General features: G+C 57.0%; 19 protein-coding genes. 13 read left to right on the forward strand and 6 right to left on the reverse strand.

Annotated elements, in window-relative coordinates; translation table 11 throughout:
• Positions 1–10: 10 nt before the first annotated feature.
• The gene (dusC, locus tag IM282_RS09615) at positions 11–946 is read left to right on the forward strand and encodes a tRNA dihydrouridine(16) synthase DusC (protein ID WP_048965914.1); all 936 of its coding nucleotides are present in this window, start codon (positions 11–13) and stop codon (positions 944–946) included.
• Positions 947–991: 45 nt separating this feature from the next.
• Here the strand turns inward: dusC and yohP are convergent, their stop codons facing one another.
• On the reverse strand, positions 992–1,075 hold the full coding sequence (yohP, locus tag IM282_RS09620; protein WP_000698460.1) for a small membrane protein YohP: 84 nt from the start codon (positions 1,073–1,075) through the stop codon (positions 992–994).
• Positions 1,076–1,280: 205 nt separating this feature from the next.
• Here yohP and mdtQ point away from each other — a divergent pair, with 205 nt between their 5' ends.
• Together mdtQ and IM282_RS09630 are read left to right on the forward strand one after the other, a co-directional pair.
• Positions 1,281–2,699 carry a multidrug resistance outer membrane protein MdtQ gene (gene mdtQ, locus IM282_RS09625; RefSeq protein ID WP_045308653.1) on the forward strand — a complete coding sequence of 473 codons (1,419 nt, stop codon included), beginning with the start codon at positions 1,281–1,283 and terminating at the stop codon, positions 2,697–2,699.
• 50 nt (positions 2,700–2,749) lie between these two features.
• On the forward strand, positions 2,750–3,514 hold the full coding sequence (locus IM282_RS09630) for an SDR family oxidoreductase (protein WP_063849706.1): 765 nt from the start codon (positions 2,750–2,752) through the stop codon (positions 3,512–3,514).
• Positions 3,515–3,615: 101 nt separating this feature from the next.
• Here IM282_RS09630 and IM282_RS09635 read toward each other — a convergent pair whose 3' ends face one another.
• Positions 3,616–4,188 carry a DedA family protein gene (locus tag IM282_RS09635; RefSeq protein WP_063853852.1) on the reverse strand — a complete coding sequence of 191 codons (573 nt, stop codon included), beginning with the start codon at positions 4,186–4,188 and terminating at the stop codon, positions 3,616–3,618.
• 157 nt (positions 4,189–4,345) lie between these two features.
• On the opposite strand from IM282_RS09635, the gene IM282_RS09640 reads away from it, so the two are divergent.
• Together IM282_RS09640 and pbpG are read left to right on the forward strand one after the other, a co-directional pair.
• Complete coding sequence (locus IM282_RS09640) at positions 4,346–4,933, forward strand: Yip1 family protein (RefSeq protein ID WP_003859296.1); 588 nt, start codon at positions 4,346–4,348, stop codon at positions 4,931–4,933.
• Positions 4,934–5,100: 167 nt separating this feature from the next.
• Positions 5,101–6,024, forward strand: a complete 924-nt coding sequence (pbpG, locus tag IM282_RS09645) for a D-alanyl-D-alanine endopeptidase (RefSeq protein WP_032623916.1) — start codon at positions 5,101–5,103, stop codon at positions 6,022–6,024.
• A gap of 105 nt (positions 6,025–6,129) precedes the next feature.
• Here the strand turns inward: pbpG and IM282_RS09650 are convergent, their stop codons facing one another.
• Together IM282_RS09650 and dld are read right to left on the reverse strand one after the other, a co-directional pair.
• A complete protein-coding gene (locus IM282_RS09650; RefSeq protein ID WP_022648685.1) occupies positions 6,130–6,684 on the reverse strand; it encodes a GNAT family N-acetyltransferase in 555 nt (184 codons plus the stop codon).
• Between the two features lie 102 nt (positions 6,685–6,786).
• A complete protein-coding gene (gene dld, locus IM282_RS09655) occupies positions 6,787–8,544 on the reverse strand; it encodes a D-lactate dehydrogenase (RefSeq protein WP_023330164.1) in 1,758 nt (585 codons plus the stop codon).
• Positions 8,545–8,733: 189 nt separating this feature from the next.
• On the opposite strand from dld, the gene bglX reads away from it, so the two are divergent.
• The 5 genes from bglX to IM282_RS09680 all read left to right on the forward strand — a co-directional run bounded on the left by bglX (position 8,734) and on the right by IM282_RS09680 (position 14,919).
• Positions 8,734–11,031, forward strand: coding sequence for a beta-glucosidase BglX (bglX, locus tag IM282_RS09660; protein WP_192970355.1), 2,298 nt, complete (start codon positions 8,734–8,736; stop codon positions 11,029–11,031).
• Between the two features lie 136 nt (positions 11,032–11,167).
• Positions 11,168–12,085 (forward strand): ABC transporter substrate-binding protein, encoded by a 918-nt coding sequence (locus IM282_RS09665; protein ID WP_063137689.1) that lies wholly within the window; start codon positions 11,168–11,170, stop codon positions 12,083–12,085.
• 12 nt (positions 12,086–12,097) lie between these two features.
• On the forward strand, positions 12,098–13,255 hold the full coding sequence (locus IM282_RS09670) for an ABC transporter permease (protein ID WP_063137688.1): 1,158 nt from the start codon (positions 12,098–12,100) through the stop codon (positions 13,253–13,255).
• Positions 13,248–14,198, forward strand: coding sequence for an ABC transporter ATP-binding protein (locus tag IM282_RS09675; RefSeq protein WP_192970356.1), 951 nt, complete (start codon positions 13,248–13,250; stop codon positions 14,196–14,198). Before IM282_RS09670 ends, IM282_RS09675 begins: the two co-directional genes overlap by 8 nt.
• Positions 14,182–14,919: an ABC transporter permease gene (locus tag IM282_RS09680; protein ID WP_108367148.1), complete on the forward strand. Its 738-nt coding sequence runs from the start codon at positions 14,182–14,184 to the stop codon at positions 14,917–14,919. Before IM282_RS09675 ends, IM282_RS09680 begins: the two co-directional genes overlap by 17 nt.
• Here the strand turns inward: IM282_RS09680 and IM282_RS09685 are convergent.
• Positions 14,894–15,007 carry a protein YohO gene (locus IM282_RS09685; protein WP_022648678.1) on the reverse strand — a complete coding sequence of 38 codons (114 nt, stop codon included), beginning with the start codon at positions 15,005–15,007 and terminating at the stop codon, positions 14,894–14,896. The two genes, IM282_RS09680 and IM282_RS09685, sit on opposite strands and share 26 nt — an antisense overlap.
• A 69-nt stretch (positions 15,008–15,076) precedes the next feature.
• Positions 15,077–15,817: an HTH-type transcriptional regulator MlrA gene (mlrA, locus tag IM282_RS09690; protein WP_022648677.1), complete on the reverse strand. Its 741-nt coding sequence runs from the start codon at positions 15,815–15,817 to the stop codon at positions 15,077–15,079.
• Between the two features lie 218 nt (positions 15,818–16,035).
• Here mlrA and IM282_RS09695 point away from each other — a divergent pair, with 218 nt between their 5' ends.
• From IM282_RS09695 to IM282_RS09705, 3 genes are read left to right on the forward strand one after another with little or no spacing between them, the layout of a single operon-like run.
• Positions 16,036–17,721 carry a sensor histidine kinase gene (locus IM282_RS09695; RefSeq protein WP_023300577.1) on the forward strand — a complete coding sequence of 562 codons (1,686 nt, stop codon included), beginning with the start codon at positions 16,036–16,038 and terminating at the stop codon, positions 17,719–17,721.
• The gene (gene btsR, locus IM282_RS09700; RefSeq protein ID WP_023300576.1) at positions 17,715–18,434 is read left to right on the forward strand and encodes a two-component system response regulator BtsR; all 720 of its coding nucleotides are present in this window, start codon (positions 17,715–17,717) and stop codon (positions 18,432–18,434) included. Before IM282_RS09695 ends, btsR begins: the two co-directional genes overlap by 7 nt.
• 46 nt (positions 18,435–18,480) lie before the next feature.
• Positions 18,481–18,951, forward strand: a complete 471-nt coding sequence (locus IM282_RS09705; RefSeq protein ID WP_015572337.1) for a DUF1456 family protein — start codon at positions 18,481–18,483, stop codon at positions 18,949–18,951.
• Positions 18,952–19,019 lie beyond the last annotated feature (68 nt).

Raw genomic sequence — 19,019 nt, forward strand, 5'->3', positions numbered from 1 at the left:
GGTACTCAGAATGCGTGTTTTACTGGCCCCGATGGAAGGCGTGCTCGACTCTCTCGTGCGCGAGCTGCTTACCGAGGTGAACGATTACGATCTCTGCGTGACGGAGTTTTTGCGCGTGGTCGATATGTTGCTGCCAGAAAAATCATTTTATCGTCTCTGTCCGGAACTGCATCGTCAGAGCCGCACCCCCTCCGGTACGCTGGTGCGCATTCAACTGCTCGGCCAGTATCCTGAGTGGCTGGCGGAAAACGCCGCCCGCGCGGTAGCGCTTGGCTCGTACGGTGTCGATCTTAACTGCGGCTGTCCGTCAAAGCTGGTCAACGGCAGCGGCGGCGGGGCGACGTTACTCAAAGATCCGGAATTGATTTATCGCGGCGCAAAGGCCATGCGTGAGGCGGTGCCATCGCATCTGCCGGTGACGGTCAAAGTGCGTCTGGGATGGGACAGCGGCGACAAGCAGTTTGAAATTGCCGACGCGGTGCAGCAGGCGGGCGCCACCGAGCTGGTGGTGCACGGGCGAACCAAAGAGGATGGTTATAAAGCCGAGCGCATTAACTGGCAGGCGATTGGCGAGATCCGCAAACGGCTTACTATTCCGGTGATTGCTAACGGCGAAATCTGGGATTACGAGAGCGCGCAGGCCTGCCTCAAAGAGACCGGCTGTAATGCCGTGATGATTGGCCGCGGTGCGCTGAACGTGCCGAACCTCAGCCGGGTGGTGAAATACAATGAGCCGCGGATGCCGTGGGCGGACGTGGTGAAACTCCTGCAAAAATACACGCGGCTGGAAAAGCAGGGCGATACCGGGTTGTATCACGTCGCGCGCATTAAGCAGTGGCTGAGTTATTTACGGAAAGAGTACGACGACGCGCTGGGATTATTTCAGGAGATCCGTACGCTACAGACGTCGGCGGATATTGCCCGTGTGATCCAGTCGAAGCACTGAGTGAAGTGTGAATACGTTTGCCCGGCGCGGAGCCGGGCAAACGTATCAGAAAATCATTTTGAATACACCGGTTACCACCAGCAGCCCTATCAGAAATATAATCAAAATAGCCCACAATAATATTTTCATTCGCCTCTCCTGCGTATGTCTGTCGTCAGTAAGTGTAGCAGTCAATTCATAATTGGTATGAATAGGTGAAATTAAATCATTCGCTTGAGGAATAAATTTCCGGATATGAAAATGTATAACAATATGCGGATTGCCACGCGTTACTAAAAAACGGAACGTCAGTAAGCGTAAGTTGCGCCTTTATTTTTTTTGAGTTTATGGCGTAATGAAACGTTCTCTTACTTTATCTCTGAGTGCTCCCCTTATTTTTATGCTGTCCGCCTGCGCGCCGGAACATGCCACGGTGTCTCCAGTGAAAACGCAAGCCGCCGCCGCTGCTGTAAATACCCAACTAAGTCATGCCGACTGGCCAAAAAACGAATGGTGGAAAGATTTTAATGACCCTCAGCTTAACGCGCTGATTGCTAAAGCGCTGGCGGATGCACCGGATATGCAAATTGCCCGGCAGCGCATCACCCTGGCAGAAGCACAGGCGAAAGCCGCTGTCGCTGCTGATGGTCCACAAATGGATTTTTCCGCAGATGTGGAACGGCAAAAGATGTCGGCAGAGGGGCTGATGGGGCCATTCGCCCTGACTGACCCGGCGGCGGGGACAACCGGACCCTGGTACACCAACGGCACCTTTGGTCTGACGGCCGGATGGGATCTGGATTTATGGGGTAAAAACCGCGCCCAAATTGAGGCCCGCATCGGTAAAGTGAATGCGCAAAAAGCGGAGCTGGAGCAGACCCGACAGCTGCTCGCCAGCAGCGTCGCGCGGCTGTACTGGGACTGGCAGACCGAGGCCGCGGTGGGTGACGTGCTCGCGCAGATCAAACGGGAGCAGGAAAATATCATCGGTGCCGATCGTGAGCTTTATCAGCACGGCATTACCTCCTCGGTGGAAGGCGTTGAAACAGATATCAATGCCAGCAAAACCGATGAACAGCTCGCTGACGTGCACGGCAAAATGAAGGCCATTGAGGCGCGTCTGAATGCATTGACCAATACCCCTTCAGTCACGCTCGCCCGGCATGCCTTACCTGACGCAGAGGCGTCGCTGCCGTCAACGCTCGGTTATGAGCTGCTGGCTCGCCGCCCGGATTTGCAGGAGGCGCACTGGTATATCGAAGCGTCCATGAGCGAAGTGGATGCCGCCAGAGCCGCGTTCTACCCTGACATCAATTTGATGGCGTTCTTACAGCAGGATGCGTTGCACCTTAGCGACCTGTTCCGCTCATCTGCTCAGCAAATGGGCGTAACCGCGGGGCTGACGCTGCCAATTTTTGACAGTGGTCGGTTGAATGCGAACCTGGATATCGCCCAGGCGCAAAACAACCTCTCCGTGGCGAACTACAATAAGGCCGTAGTGGACGCCGTAAACCAGGTTGCCCGGACGGCCAGCGAAGTGGAAACCCTGACCGCCAAAAATCAGCACCAGCAGCAGATCGAAAAAGATGCGGCGCGCGTCGTTGCGCTGGCACAGGCGCGCTTCAGCGCGGGGATCATTGCCGGCTCGCGGGTGAGTGAAGCAAAAATTCCGGCGCTCAAAGAGCGTATTGCCGGGTTGATGCTGAAAGGTCAGTACGTGGATGCTACGCTCCAGCTCACCTCCGCGCTGGGTGGCGGATATCATCACAGCTAAAATCGCGCATTATCTATACTTACCTCTTTGCAGATTTTCAGGAGGTGAGTATGACGCGAGTCGCAATTGTTACCGCATCGGATTCAGGAATTGGCAAAACGACGGCCCTGATGCTGGCCGAACGCGGGTTTGATATCGGGGTGACCTGGCATTCAGATGAGGAAGGGGCGCTGGCAACCTGCCGTGAAATTGAAGCGCGCGGGCAGAGTGCCGAGGCCATCCAGCTCGACTTAAGCAATTTGCCGGAAGGCGCAAAGGCCATTGAAACCCTGATTACGCGTTTCGGGCGGCTGGATGTGCTGGTTAACAATGCCGGGGCGATGAACAAAGCGCCATTTCTGGACCTGTCGTTTGACGACTGGCGGCACATATTCACCGTTGACGTGGACGGCGCGTTTCTCTGCTCGCAAATCGCGGCGCGTCAGATGGTGAAGCAGGGAGAAGGGGGGCGGATCGTGAACATCACCTCGGTGCATGAACATACACCATTGCCGGACGCCAGCGCCTATACGGCGGCCAAACATGCGCTGGGCGGGTTAACAAAGTCGATGGCGCTGGAGCTGGTTAAACATAAGATTCTGGTGAACGCCGTTGCGCCTGGTGCGATCGCCACGCCGATGAATGATATGGACGACAGCGAAGTGAAAGAAGGCTCAATGCCGGAAATCCCGCTGGCACGGCCAGGGCATACCAAAGAAATAGCCAGCCTGGTGGCGTGGCTGTGTGACAGCGACGCCAGCTACACCACCGGGCAGTCGTTTATCGTCGACGGCGGTTTTATGCTGGCGAATCCGCAGTTTAAGCCAGCAGAATAAACATTCCCCTCACCCCAGCCCTCTCCCCAAAGGGGAGAGGGTGTATAGAGTTCCCTCTACCCTTTGGGGAGAGGGGTAGGGTGAGGGGCAGCAGGCCGCACTCACTCTTCATCCCGCCGCTTTTCACGATGCTTGAGCCACAGCCGTACCCCAATCACCACCGCAACAACCAGGATCAGCCAGGCCCAGTGTTTAAGATGCTGATCGAGATTATGCAGCCACGGGCCTATCACTTCGCCACCCATGTAGCCAAGCGTGGTAAAAATCAGCGCCCAGGCAATCGCCCCGATAATGTTCAGCGGCAGGAAAATTTTCGGCGGTAAGCGGCTCGCGCCAATCAGTATTGGCCCAATGATGCGAAAGCCATACATAAAGCGGGTGCCAATCACAAACATATAGGGATGCCGCTGGATAAGCCGCTGAGCACGACGAATTTTCTTTTGATGCTTAGCAAAACGTTGTAAAAGCGTCGGACCAAAGCGCAGACCCAGAAAGTAGAGCAGCTGGTCGCCAATCATACCGCCCAGTGCGACGGCGGCGACCACCAGCGGGAATTTCAGCAATCCCTGATGTGCGGCCACTCCGCCCAGCAGCGTGATGGTTTCACCTTCTGCCACGCTGCCGATGACCAGCGCGGCGTATCCATATTGTTCAATAAGACCGTTGATATCCATTAAGTAAATGTCGTCTCCCTTACTGTGCCTGCGTTAATCATATACCCCATCCATCAACCACGCGGCAATCAACGGAAATTTCCCACTGTACATAAAATAATCTAAAGCCTGCATTATACTTTAGCTATCGCTGACGGGCCGACAACAAGGGGGCGTTATGAACCATGTCTGGGGACTTTTCTCCCATCCCGATCGTGAAATGCAGGTCATCCGTAACGAGAACGAAACGGTCGCGCATCACTACACCCACCACGTCCTGCTGATGGCAGCGGTGCCGGTGGTCTGCGCGTTTATTGGTACTACGCAAATAGGCTGGAACTTTGGTGACGGCACCGTGGTTCAGCTTTCCTGGTTTACCGGACTGTACCTGGCCATTCTGTTTTATGGCCTGATGCTGGCCGGGGTGGCGGTAATGGGGCGGGTCATCCACTGGATGGCGCGCAACTATCCGCAGCGCCCGTCGCTGGCACACTGTATGGTCTTCGCCGGATACGTCGCGACCCCGCTGTTCTTAAGCGGTATTGTTGCGCTCTATCCACTGGTCTGGCTGTGCGCGCTGATCGGTACGGTTGCCCTCTTTTACACCGGTTATCTGCTGTATGTAGGAGTGCCAACCTTCCTCAACATCAATAAAGAAGAGGGCCTGAGCTTCTCCAGCTCTACGCTTGCCATCGGCGTGCTGGTCCTTGAGGCGCTACTGGCCCTGACAGTTATTCTTTGGGGTTATGGATACCGTCTCTTTTAAGTCCCCTGCATTGCTGGCGTAAATGCCAGCAATGCAGCATCTGGTTATGATTCTCCGCTGGCGACAACGCACGGTGACCGCTATGATGCCGAAGCCAGCCTGTGTTTATCCGTCGACACAGGCGGTGTACGTCATAACGTGCGTGAATCATTATCAGAAGTCTCATCATGCTGAAATTTCGAGTGTCACTCCTTAGTCTTGCGCTACTGTTGGGCGTCTCCGCTACCGCGCCAGCCATCGCCAAAACGCCCGCAGTTGCCATCGCTGCTGCGCAACCCCAGATTGCGTCCGGCAGCGCGATGATCGTTGACCTGAATACCAACAAGGTGATCTACGCCAGTCACCCGGATCTGGTGCGCCCGATCGCTTCCATAACCAAAGTCATGACCGCGATGGTGGTGCTTGATGCACGACTGCCGCTGGATGAAAAGCTAAAAGTGGATATCAGCCACACGCCAGAGATGAAAGGGATCTACTCTCGCGTGCGTCTGAACAGTGAAATCAGCCGTAAAAATATGCTGCTGTTGGCGCTGATGTCCTCAGAGAACCGCGCGGCGGCGAGCCTTGCCCACCATTATCCTGGCGGTTACGACGCGTTTATCCGCGCGATGAATGCCAAAGCCAAAGCGCTGGGGATGAAAAATACCCATTTCGTGGAGCCAACCGGTCTGTCGATCCATAACGTCTCGACGGCGCGTGATTTAACCAAGCTGCTGATCGCCAGTAAGCAATACCCGCTGATTGGTCAGCTCAGCACCACGCGTGAGGAGATGGCGACATTCTCGAACCCGGCGTATACGCTGCCGTTCCGCAACACTAACCATCTGGTGTATCGCGATAACTGGAATATTCAGTTAACCAAGACCGGATTCACCAATGCGGCAGGGCACTGCCTGGTGATGCGCACCGTGTTTAACGGTAAACCAGTGGCGCTGGTGGTGATGGATGCCTTCGGCAAATATACCCACTTTGCGGATGCCAGCCGCCTGCGCACCTGGATTGAAACCGGGAAAGTGCAGCCGGTGCCGGCTTCAGCGCTGGCGTATAAAAAGCAGAAAGCGGAACAGATGGCGACGGCGCAGAACGACTGAGTCGCCTGTCTGTGCCGGGTGGCGGCTTCGCCTTACCCGGCCTACGGCCCTAAAGCGGCCCCGATACGTAGGCCCGGTAAGCGGAGCGCCACCGGGCGAAAGCGCCTACTCCGGCAGCGTCCAGTCACCATCGTTGAGTGGACGCTGCATGATCAACGTATCCCGCCAGTCGCCCTTCTTATACCCCACGCTGCGCAGTTGACCGACAACCTCGAAGCCATGTTTTTTATGCAGCCGTAACGATCCCGCATTATTGTTTCCGTCACCGACCACAGCAATCATCTGCCGCCAGGGACCTTGCTCGCACCGTGCAATCAGGGCATCCATCAGCGCCGAGCCAAACCCGCGCCCGGTGGTGCTGGCATCCACATAGATGGATTCCTCAAGGGTGTACCGGTAGGCCTGACGTGGACGATAAAACGTGGCGTAGCAGTAGCCGACGACAATGCCGCGATACAGCGCAACCAGCCACGGTAAACCGCTGTCGGTCACACTCTTCATCCGCTGACGCATCTCATCGACGGTGGGGGGAACTTCCTCGAAGGACGCACGGCCATGAAGCACATGCCAGGCGTATATCGCCGAGATGGCATGTGCATCGTCAGGAAGGGCGTCGCGCACCTCGATTTCAGTTTCGGGTAAAATCTCTACAGCCGACATGTTCTGCCCGCTCCTTGTTTGGAAAGCCAGAGAAACGTTTCTCTGGCAACAGGCAGATACTCTAGTACGATTGAGGAGAGCTTAACAATCTCTTAAATTTGGCTATAGGCGTTCATCAGAGGCTTGCGTATTGTGCTCCTCTGTTTCGGCACTCTCTTTCCAGTATTTCTTCCGCGTTGTCTTACCAATGCCGGGGTTCATACTGTTTGTAGGGTCATTTTTGCGATAAAACTGTTTAAGCGTCTCCGGCGCTTTGTACAAATGCCCCACGTTATGCTCGGCAGGATATTGCGCGCCACGCTCGTGCAGCAACGCCAGCATTTGCTCTTTCAACGCATGCGCATCCACCCCTTTTTTGACGATGTAATCCTGGTGGAAGACATAGCACATGAAGTGGCCGTAATAGAGCTTGTGCACCAGCTTGCTGTCAATCTCCGGCGGCAGATGTTCAAACCACTCGGTATCGTTGCGACGCAGGGCAATATCCAGCGCCAGAATATCCTCTACCTCTTCGGAATGCACAGCCTGATAACGGATAGCCGCACCCGCCGCGGCGAAGCGGTGCAGGAAGGCTTTGCTGCCTTCTTCCGGCGTGCAGGCGAAGAAATCCCCGTCGGCAGTTTTGAAGAACTCGGTGAGCCAGCTCTGCGCTTCGGCAATTCCGTCCCCGGCCATTTTCAGCAGCAGGTGGTGCTCATACTTATCGCGCCAGGTCTTCATCCGCTCCGGTAAATGCGCCGGGAAGGCGTTGCCCAGTTTCTGCATAAAGCGGTCGGTGAAGTGCGGTTTGAACAGCGATACTTTCTCCAGCATCGCGTCGGTGCGACCCTTCATGGTGAAGAAGAACGGCATTTTGTCGGTGCCGAGCTTGTCGATCATCAGGAAGGTATCTTTGCCGTAGCGCTCAGCGATGTCATAAATGTCCCGGTGCATATACTCGCCCGCCACCGGCAGGTGAGTGAACTCGGCCAGAATATGACGGCGGATCTCCGTCAGCACCTCCGGCTGATTGGTGCCAATGTAAAACACCTGCTGCTTTTTCTCTGCCGGGAAGGTATCGAGGCGCACCGCAAAAACGGCCAGCTTGCCCGCGCAGCCGGAGGATTCAAACAGGCGATCCGGATCGGCGTTATAGCGCGCTGGCGTATCGGCATTGATATCGCGCACGCGGGTGATGTAATCGTGGTCATGCGCGTGACGGCCATCGTGCTGAACGTCTTCGTCCTTCACGCGGTCATCGTCAAGTTTGCTGAGGATCTGCTCTGGCGTTACACCCAGATCGATCCCCAGATGGTTAACCAGCGTCAGCTTGCCGTTTTCATCGATACGGGCAAACAGCGACATCTCCGTGTAGGCCGGGCCGCGCTGCACCAGCGAGCCGCCGGAGTTATTGCAGATCCCGCCGATCACCGAGGCACCAATGCACGAAGAGCCGATCACCGAGTGCGGTTCGCGACCCAGCGGCTTAAGCGCCTTTTCCAGCGAGTAGAGCGTGGTGCCGGGGAAGGCGAGTACCTGTTCACCCTTGTCCAGCAGGTGCAGTTTGTCGAGGCGCAGGGTGCTGATAATCACGATGTCACGATCGTAATCGTTGCCGTTCGGCGTGGAGCCTTCAGTCAGGCCGGTGTTAGCAGCCTGCATTAAAATAATCTTGTCTGCCGCAACACAGGCGCTGAGCACGCGCCACAGTTCGAGCAACGTACCGGGGAAGACCACCGCCAGCGCGTCGCCCTGGCCGGAGCGAAAGCCCTTACGGTAGCGGGCGGTTTTGGCCGGGTCGGTAAGCAGGTGAGAGTGACCAACCAGGCGCGACAGTTCGTTAATAAAAGTAGTGTTATCGTTAGTTCGAACAGAAGACATCTTCCACTCCTTGTGGTGGGGCAAATTTCTCGCTGTAAAGCATAGCGCGATTAGCCGTTGAGCGGTCGGGTATTCATGAGAAAAATCAGAGAATAACCCTGCAAGGTTTTCAGGCTTTGTGGCACACTGCGCTTTTCGCACGGTCTGGCCGGGTGCTTCCCGCGGTTATTGATGAGAGAGAATAACAACATGAAATGGCTATGTTCTGTAGGTGTCGCCGTCAGCCTGGCGCTCCAACCTGCGCTGGCAGAGGATTTGTTTGGTAATCACCCGCTCACGCCTGAAGCCCGCGACGCCTTTGTCACGGATTTACTCAAAAAGATGACGGTCGATGAGAAAATCGGCCAGCTGCGCCTGATCAGCGTCGGCCCGGAGAACCCGAAAGAAGCCATTCGCGAGATGATCAAAGACGGGCAGGTAGGAGCCATTTTTAACACCGTTACCCGCCAGGATATCCGCAAAATGCAGGATCAGGTGATGGAACTGAGCCGCCTGAAAATTCCGCTGTTCTTCGCCTACGACGTGGTGCACGGCCAGCGTACCGTCTTCCCGATTAGCCTCGGCTTAGCCTCCTCCTTTAACCTCGATGCGGTGAAAACCGTCGGGCGCGTATCGGCATATGAAGCCGCAGACGACGGCCTGAACATGACCTGGGCGCCGATGGTAGACGTCTCCCGCGATCCGCGCTGGGGCCGTGCTTCGGAGGGCTTTGGGGAAGATACTTATTTAACCGCTACGATGGGCAAAACCATGGTGGAAGCGATGCAGGGCAAAAGTCCGGCAGATCGTTACTCGGTGATGACCAGCGTCAAGCACTTCGCCGCCTATGGCGCGGTGGAAGGCGGCAAAGAGTACAACACCGTGGACATGAGTCCGCAGCGCCTGTTTAACGACTATATGCCGCCGTACAAAGCGGGGCTGGACGCGGGCAGCGGCGCGGTGATGGTGGCATTGAACTCTCTCAACGGCACGCCTGCCACCTCCGATTCGTGGCTGCTGAAAGATGTGCTGCGCGACCAGTGGGGCTTCAAGGGCATCACCGTTTCGGATCACGGGGCGATTAAAGAGCTGATCAAGCACGGCACAGCGTCTGACCCGGAAGATGCGGTACGCGTGGCACTCAAGTCCGGGATCAACATGAGCATGAGCGACGAATACTACAGCAAATACCTGCCGGGGCTGGTGAAGAGCGGCAAGGTGACGATGGCGGAGCTGGACGATGCCGCTCGCCACGTGCTGAACGTGAAATATGACATGGGGCTGTTTAACGATCCTTACAGCCATCTGGGGCCGAAGGAGTCTGATCCGGCGGACACCAATGCTGAAAGCCGCCTGCACCGCAAAGAAGCCCGCGAAGTGGCGCGCGAAAGCCTGGTGCTGCTGAAAAACCGTCTCGACACGCTGCCGCTGAAAAAATCCGGCACCATTGCCGTGGTCGGTCCGCTGGCCGACAGCAAGCGTGACGTCATGGGCAGCTGGTCCGCCGCAGGCGTGGCGGATCAGTCCGTTACCGTGCTGACAGGCATTAAGAGCGCTGTGGGTGATAATGCAAAAGTGGTTTACGCCAAAGGCGCAAACGTCACCGACGAAAAAGACATCGTGACCTTCCTCAACCAGTATGAGGAAGCGGTGAAGGTGGATCCACGCACGCCGAAAGAGATGATCGACGAAGCGGTTAACGCCGCGAAGCAGTCCGACGTGGTGGTCGCCGTGGTGGGTGAAGCGCAGGGGATGGCGCACGAAGCCTCCAGCCGGACCGACATCACGATCCCGCAAAGCCAGCGTGACCTGATCGCGGCCCTGAAAGCCACCGGCAAGCCGCTGGTGCTGGTGCTGATGAACGGGCGTCCGCTGGCGCTGGTGAAAGAAGACCAGCAGGCTGACGCCATTCTGGAAACCTGGTTTGCCGGTACCGAAGGCGGTAACGCCATTGCCGACGTGCTGTTTGGCGATTACAACCCGTCCGGCAAGCTGCCGATGTCCTTCCCGCGCTCCGTCGGGCAGATCCCGGTTTACTACAGCCACCTGAACACCGGTCGTCCGTACAACGCCGACAAGCCGAACAAGTACACGTCCCGTTACTTCGACGAGGCTAACGGCCCGCTCTATCCGTTTGGCTATGGCCTGAGCTACACCACGTTTAAGGTCTCTGACGTGAAAATGTCGGCGCCGACCCTGAAGCGTGACGGCAAAGTGACCGCCAGCGTGGAAGTGACCAACAGCGGCAAACGCGAAGGCGCGACGGTGATCCAGATGTACGTTCAGGATGTCACGGCCTCCATGAGCCGTCCGGTGAAACAGCTGCGCGGCTTCGAAAAGGTCAACCTGAAACCGGGCGAAACCAAAACGGTCAGCTTCCCGATTGACGTAAATGCGCTGAAGTTCTGGAATCAGCAGATGAAATACGATGCCGAGCCTGGCAAATTCAACGTCTTCATCGGCGTGGATTCCGCCCGCGTGAACAAAGCCGAGTTTGAACTGCAATAATCTTACCTTTCTCCCTATCCCCCGCCTGGCGGGGGATGCCTCTCATCTGGTACGAAAAACGGTTAAATTCACTGTTTTAAGCTACGCTTTTCTCTCAAGCCTATGAAAAAGGCCACAAAATAATGAGGAAAGTAGAATGACGATTACTAAGGGGATAACAGGGTCGGCGGTGCTACTGGCGGCGCTGAGCCTGCCGTTACAGGCCGCAGAGCCGGTTAAGGTGGGTTCCAAAATTGATACCGAGGGCGCGTTGCTCGGCAATATCATTTTGCAGGTACTCGAAAGCCATGGCGTGAAAACGGTCAATAAAGTGCAGCTTGGCACCACGCCTGTCGTGCGCGGTGCTATCACTTCCGGCGAGCTGGATATCTACCCGGAATACACCGGCAACGGGGCATTCTTCTTCAAGGATGAAAACGATCCGGCCTGGAAAAATGCCAAAGCCGGGTACGAAAAAGTCAAAAAGCTGGACGCGGAAAAAAATAAGCTGGTCTGGCTTACACCGGCACCGGCCAACAACACCTGGACCATCGCGGTGCGCAAAGATATCGCCGAGAAAGGCAAGCTCACCTCGCTTGACGATCTCAGCCGCTACCTGAAAGAGAAGGGCGAGTTTAAGCTCGCGGCCTCGGCAGAGTTTATCGAGCGCGCTGATGCCCTGCCAGCGTTTGAAAAAGCTTATGATTTCAAGCTCGATCAGGCACAGCTACTCTCTCTGGCGGGCGGCGACACGGCGGTGACCATTAAGGCGGCGGCGCAGAAAACCTCCGGCGTCAACGCGGCGATGGCTTACGGCACCGACGGCCCGGTCGCGGCGCTTGGTCTGCAAACCCTGACCGACCCGAAAGGCGTTCAGCCAATTTACGCCCCAACCCCGGTCGTGCGCGAGGCGGTGCTGAAAGCCTACCCGGATATCGACGATTGGCTCAAACCGGTGTTTGAAAAACTGGATGCGAAAACGCTGCAACAGCTGAATGCCAGCATTGCCGTAGAGGGGCTGGATGCCAAAAAAGTGGCTGCCGACTTCCTGAAACAACAAGGGCTTGTGAAGTAACGGGATAAGGCTGTGCCAATAAAATGTCATAACCGCGTCCTGCTGCTGTTGGTCTGTGTGGCCATCGTGGCGGTCGCGTTACCTTTTGTGAATGTCGCGCCAAACCGTCTGGTGTCGGGCGAACCGCGCGCGCTGTGGCAGATCTGGGCATTTACGCCGCTGCTGCTGGGCGCGGCGCTGGCGAGTACCGTAGTCTTAGCCTTCTGGCCGGGGCGAAACGCGCTGTGGCTGACGCTTCTGCTCAGCGAAGCGCTGTTTATCGTACTGTTCTGGAGCGCGGGACAGGCGGCAACGCAGATGGCCTCGGTTGAAAGCCCGCTGGCGCGCACGTCGATTGGCAGCGGCCTGTGGCTGTGGCTGGCACTCTGCCTGCTGGCCTGTAGCGATGCCATTCGCCGCCTGACGCCGATACCTGTGTGGCGCTGGCTGCTGAACGCGCAATTCTGGGTTATCCCCCTGCTGATCCTCTTCAGCGGCGATCTGAATCAACTCTCGCTGTTAAAAGAGTACGTCAACCGCCAGGAGGTGTTTGACAACGCACTGGCTCAACATCTGACGATCCTGTTCGGGACGCTGGTCCCGGCGCTGCTGCTGGGCGTGCCGCTGGGCATGTGGTGCTACCGACATCCCAGCCGCCAGGGTGCCGTCTTTACCGTGCTCAACGTTATTCAGACCATCCCCTCCGTTGCCCTGTTTGGCCTGCTGATTGCCCCCCTCGCTGGTCTGGTTAAATCCTTCCCTGCGTTGGCCGCGGCAGGCATTGCCGGAACCGGGCTGACCCCGGCGCTGATTGCCCTTGTGTTGTATGCGCTGCTGCCACTGGTGCGCGGCGTGGTGGCGGGCTTAAGCCAGGTTCCGCCCGACGTGCTGGAAAGCGCCCATGCGATGGGGATGAGTGCGCGCCAGTGTTTCTGGAAAATACAGCTGCCGCTTGCGCTTCCGCTGCTGGTTCGCAGCCTGCGGGTGGTGACGGTGCAAACCGTGGGGATGGCGGTGATTGCCGCGCTGATCGGGGCGGGCGGCTTTGGGGCGCTGGTGTTCCAGGGGCTGCTCAGCAGCGCGCTGGATCTGGTGTTGCTGGGCGTTGTGCCCACGATTGCGCTGGCGGTCGTTCTGGATGCCCTGTTTGCCCTGTGGCTCGCGCTGCTCAGGAGAAGAGCCAATGATTGAATTTCATGATGTGAGTAAAACCTTTGCGGGCCGTCCGGCGGCAAGCCATCTCAATCTGCATTTTGCCGAGGGGGCGTTCTCGGTATTGATCGGGACGTCGGGGTCGGGAAAATCGACGACGCTGAAGATGATCAATCGGCTGGTGGAGCACGACAGCGGGACGATTCGCTTTGCCGGAGAGGAGATCCGCAGCCTGCCGGTGCGGGAGCTGCGGCGGCGTATGGGCTACGCCATTCAGTCCATCGGCCTGTTTCCCCACTGGACGGTGGCGCAGAACATTGCCACCGTGCCACAGCTGGAAAAATGGTCCCGGGGGAAGATCAATGAGCGTGTCGACGAGTTGATGGCGCTGCTGGGCCTGGACGCGTCGCTTCGCGACCGCTACCCACACCAGCTTTCCGGCGGACAACAGCAGCGGGTCGGGGTGGCGCGCGCGCTGGCCGCTAACCCGCAGGTACTGCTGATGGATGAGCCCTTCGGCGCGCTGGATCCGGTCACCCGCGGCGCACTTCAGGCCGAGATGAGCCGCATCCACCGTATTCTCGGGCGCACCATCGTGCTGGTGACGCATGATATCGACGAAGCACTGCGGCTGGCCGATCGTCTGGTACTGATGGATCACGGCGAAATCGTCCAGCAGGGTACGCCGCTTGAGCTGTTAGCGTCGCCGGCAAACGATTTTGTGCGTGAGTTCTTTGGCCGCAGCGAGCTGGGTGTCAGGCTGCTCTCGCTGCGCACCGTCAGGGACTATCTGCGTCCGCAGGATGCGCAAATCGGTGGTGAACCGCTGCATGACGGGATGAGCCTGCGCGATGCCCTTTCGGCGTTTGTCGCCCGGCAGTGTGAGGTGTTACCCGTTGCGGACGGGCAGGGTACGCCATGCGGGACGATCCATTTTCGCGATCTGCTGGCGGGGGAGGTGACGCGTGAAGTGGGTCCGTGATCCGTTACTCTGGCTGACAGGGCTGTTTATCGCCTTACTCTACCTGATGCCGCACAGCGCGGCGCTGTTTAATGCGCTTATTCCCGGGCTGCCGCGCCCGGTGTACCAGCAGGAGAGCTTTGTTAATCTCACCCTGGCGCACTTCTGGCTGGTAGCGGCGTCAAGCGTGATTGCCATCGTGCTGGGCACAGGTGCCGGTATTGCGGTGACGCGGCCTGCGGGCAGGGAGTTCCGTCCGCTGGTGGAGACCATCGCCGCAACGGGGCAGACCTTCCCGCCGGTGGCCGTGCTGGCGATTGCCGTGCCGGCGATCGGTTTTGGGCATGAGCCTGCCATCATTGCGCTGATCTTGTACGGCGTGTTGCCCATTCTGCAAGGGACGCTGGCGGGCATTGCGGCGGTGCCTGCATCGGTGCTGAGCGTAGCGGAAGGGATGGGAATGAGCGCCTGGCAGCGGCTACTGAAGGTTGAACTGCCGCTGGCCGCACCGGTGATTATTGCCGGTGTGCGGACGTCCGTGATCATCAACATTGGTACGGCAACCATCGCGTCGACGGTCGGGGTCAATACGCTGGGGACGCCAATCATTATTGGGTTAAGCGGGTTTAACACGGCCTATATTATTCAGGGGGCGGTTCTGGTTGCGCTGGCGGCGATTGTGGTGGATCGCCTGTTTGAACGCCTGGCCGGATACCTCAGCCAACACCGCCGCGAACAATAAACGAATAACCTGCAAGCATAACGCCACCGATACCGCTGACGGCCATCAGTGCAAAAAGGGTAATTACGGCCAGTTTCGTTGCCTTCATCATGTGCTCCTGTTGTTAACGGAACAATTATACGGTGAAGCGCAGCTGTTAATGAACCATTAAATGCCGTTACAACGCATTTGGCCCCAGCGAGTAAACGGGATAACCATGTTCGCGCCATTCCGTCAGGAGCTGCTGCTGGGAAGCGGAGGGGACTTCGCCACACCAGACCAGCAGCGTCTGCCCCTCAAACAGTTCCGGCCTGAGCTGTGCCAGGGAGTGTGCAAGCACGTCAACGCGCCAGCCCTGCTGGGTGGCAATCCAGGCTTCGAGCCACAGCCGGGTGGTATCGTGGACGTTCCAGCCGATCACCAGCGCATCTTTGCTGTTTTTATTCCGCGCTGAGGCAAGACAGACGGAAATATAGTTAATCAGCACGCCATCAAGCATGCTGAGCAGTGCCTGTAAGGTGGTTTGCTGACACTGAAGCCGACGCCGTAGGGGAATAAAAAGATGGGTGATCAGGGTTTGCGCGGGGTAGTCTCGACCCTGTTCTTTGATCCAGCCGCGCAGACGCTGCAAATTGCCGGTCTGCAACAGCCTCAGCAGCGTTTCCTGCTGCTCGCGCCAGAGATGCTGCGTATCAGGATCGTCCTGGCTCAGAAGCGACTTCACCTTGCCTACCTGTACGCCATTGTCGATCCAGCTTTTGATCTCGCGGATCCGGTCAATATCCGCATCGTTAAACAGGCGGTGCCCGCCGTCCGTTCTTTGCGGCTTAAGCAATCCATACCGTCGCTGCCACGCCCGTAGCGTAACGGGATTGATATCACACAGGAGTGCCACTTCACCTATCGTGTAAAGCGCCATTTTCGCCCCCAGGCTTGCGCGTCCCCAGCTTAACTGTAGACCCACTTTGCGGAACCAGGAAGATTTGATTCTTTTTTGTACAAATTATACGAAAGACAGGTTATCTCCGGCAAAAGGTGTGATGACGGACACGATTTATCGCTTTTTTGGCACGTTTCAAAGAAAGTTAACCGCCATCAGTGTATGTTACGCGTTTTTAGAATGTGCGGTTTGTGAGTATGTACGAGTTTAATCTGGTGCTGCTGTTGCTTCAGCAGATGTGCGTGTTTCTTGTCATCGCCTGGTTGATGAGCAAAACGCGCCTGTTCATTCCGCTGATGCAGGTCACCGTCCGTCTGCCGCACAAATTCCTCTGCTACGTCGTATTTTCCATATTCTGCATTATGGGGACCTGGTTTGGTCTCCATATTGAAGATTCCATCGCCAATACGCGCGCCATCGGCGCGGTAATGGGCGGGCTGCTCGGAGGCCCGGTCGTGGGCGGTCTGGTGGGGTTAACCGGCGGCCTGCACCGCTATTCGATGGGCGGTATGACGGCACTAAGCTGCATGATCTCCACCATTGTCGAAGGGCTACTCGGTGGTCTCGTCCACAGCTATATGATTAAGCGCGGACGGCCGGATAAAGTGTTCAGTCCCCTTACCGCCGGGGCGATTACCTTCGTGGCGGAAATGGCGCAGATGGCGATCATCCTGCTGATCGCGCGCCCGTTTGACGATGCGTTACATCTGGTCAGCAGCATTGCCGCACCGATGATGGTCACCAATACCGTTGGTGCGGCGCTGTTTATGCGCATTCTGCTCGACAAACGCGCCATGTTCGAAAAATACACCTCGGCATTTTCTGCCACCGCATTAAAAGTTGCGGCGTCGACGGAAGGGATCCTGCGGCAGGGATTCAACGAGGAGAACAGCATGAAGGTGGCGCAGGTGCTGTATAAAGAGCTGGATATCGGGGCCGTGGCGATTACCGATCGCGAAAAGTTGCTGGCGTTTACCGGTACCGGGGACGACCACCATCTTCCAGGTAAGCCGATCTCCTCGGCCTACACTTTGCGCGCTATTGAAACGGGTGAAGTGGTGTATGCCGACGGGAATGAAGTGCCGTACCGCTGTTCCCTGCATCCGCAGTGCAAACTTGGCTCTACGCTGGTCATTCCCCTGCGGGGCGAAAACCAGCGCGTCATGGGCACCATTAAGCTTTACGAAGCCAAAAATCGCCTGTTCAGCTCCATCAACCGCACGCTGGGGGAGGGTATCGCCCAGCTGCTTTCGGCGCAAATCCTGGCGGGGCAGTATGAACGGCAAAAAGCGCTGCTGACGCAGTCAGAAATTAAGCTCCTGCACGCTCAGGTGAATCCGCATTTCCTGTTTAACGCGCTCAACACGCTGAAGGCGGTGATCCGCCGCGACAGCGATCAGGCCGCGCAGCTGGTGCAATTTCTGTCGACATTTTTCCGCAAAAACCTGAAGCGTCCCTCGGAGATCGTCACCCTCGCGGACGAGATTGAGCATGTAAACGCCTATCTGCAAATTGAAAAAGCGCGCTTCCAGTCACGATTACAGGTGTCGTTATCCGTCCCGGATGAGCTGGCGTATCAGCATCTTCCGGCCTTTACCCTGCAACCGATTGTGGAGAACGCCATTAAGCATGGGACGTCGCAGCTGCTGGGAACCGGAGAAATCATGATTTCCGCTTCCCGTTTCAACCACCATCTGGTGCTGGATATTGAAGATAACGCGGGGCTGTATGAAGCCTCCGCGTCAGGCGGTCTGGGCATGAGCCTGGTGGATAAGCGCCTGCGCGCACATTTTGGTGATGACTGCGGTATCACCGTCGCCTGTGAGCCAGACCGCTATACCCGAATTACCTTACGATTGCCGCTGGAGGAGAGCGCATGTTAAGAGTGCTGATTGTTGATGATGAGCCGTTAGCACGGGAAAACCTGCGTGTCCTGTTGCAGGAGCAGAGTGATATCGAGATTATGGGGGAATGTGCCAATGCCATTGAAGGCATCGGTGCTGTGCATAAACTGCGCCCGGACGTGCTGTTCCTCGATATTCAGATGCCGCGCATCAGCGGTCTGGAGATGGTCGGCATGCTCGACCCGGAGCACCGCCCCTATATCGTCTTTCTGACGGCCTTTGATGAGTACGCGGTAAAGGCGTTTGAAGAGCACGCGTTTGATTATCTGCTGAAACCGATTGAAGAGAAACGCCTTGAAAAGACCCTGACCCGTCTGCGCCAGGAGCGTACCGCGCAGGACGTGACGCTGCTGCCGGAGCATCAGCAGCCCCTGAAGTTTATCCCCTGTACCGGGCACAGCCGGATTTACCTCCTGCAAATGGACGACGTTGCCTTTGTCAGCAGTCGTCTGAGCGGGGTATACGTCACCAGCGCTGAAGGCAACGAAGGCTTTACCGAGCTTACGTTACGCACGCTGGAGAGCCGCACGCCGCTGATCCGCTGTCATCGACAGTATCTGGTGAACATGGCGCACCTGAAGGAGATCCGCCTGGAAGATAACGGCCAGGCCGAACTGGTGCTACGTGCAGGGCAAACCGTGCCCGTCAGTCGTCGCTATCTGAAAAGTTTGAAAGAGGCGATAGGGCTGTAAAACTGGTACACTGCGCGCCATTGCATCATCGACATTCGAAGGCTCTATGCTAAGTAACGATATTCTTCGTAGCCTGCGCTACACCCTGAAAGCGAACAATAATGACATGGTGCGCATTCTTGCGCTCTCCGACATGGAATCCACGTCCGCCGGGTTCGACACCTGGATGACTAAAGAAGATGAAGAGGGTTTTGTTCGCTGCCCGGACATCATTCTGTCGGGCTTCCTGAACGGCCTGATCTACGACAAGCGCGGCAAAGATGAATCTGCGCCTGAGCTGGCGCTTGAGCGTCGGGTGAATAACAACACGGTGCTGAAAAAGCTGCGTATTGCGTTCTCCCTGAAAACTGACGACATTCTGGCGATCATGACCGAGCAGAAATTTCGCGTGTCGATGCCGGAAATCACCGCCATGATGCGCGCGCCGGATCATAAAAATTACCGCGAGTGTGGGGATCAGTTTCTGCGTTATTTCCTGCGTGGGTTGACGCAGCGGGTGCATAACCAGAAGGGGTGATTTTTAGCCGGGTGGCGGCCTCGCCTTACCCGGCTAAAAACTCGTTGGCCCGTGCAAGCGTAGCGCCG

Source organism: Enterobacter cloacae complex sp. P29RS (genome assembly GCF_014893445.1).
GTDB lineage: Bacteria > Pseudomonadota > Gammaproteobacteria > Enterobacterales > Enterobacteriaceae > Enterobacter > Enterobacter intestinihominis.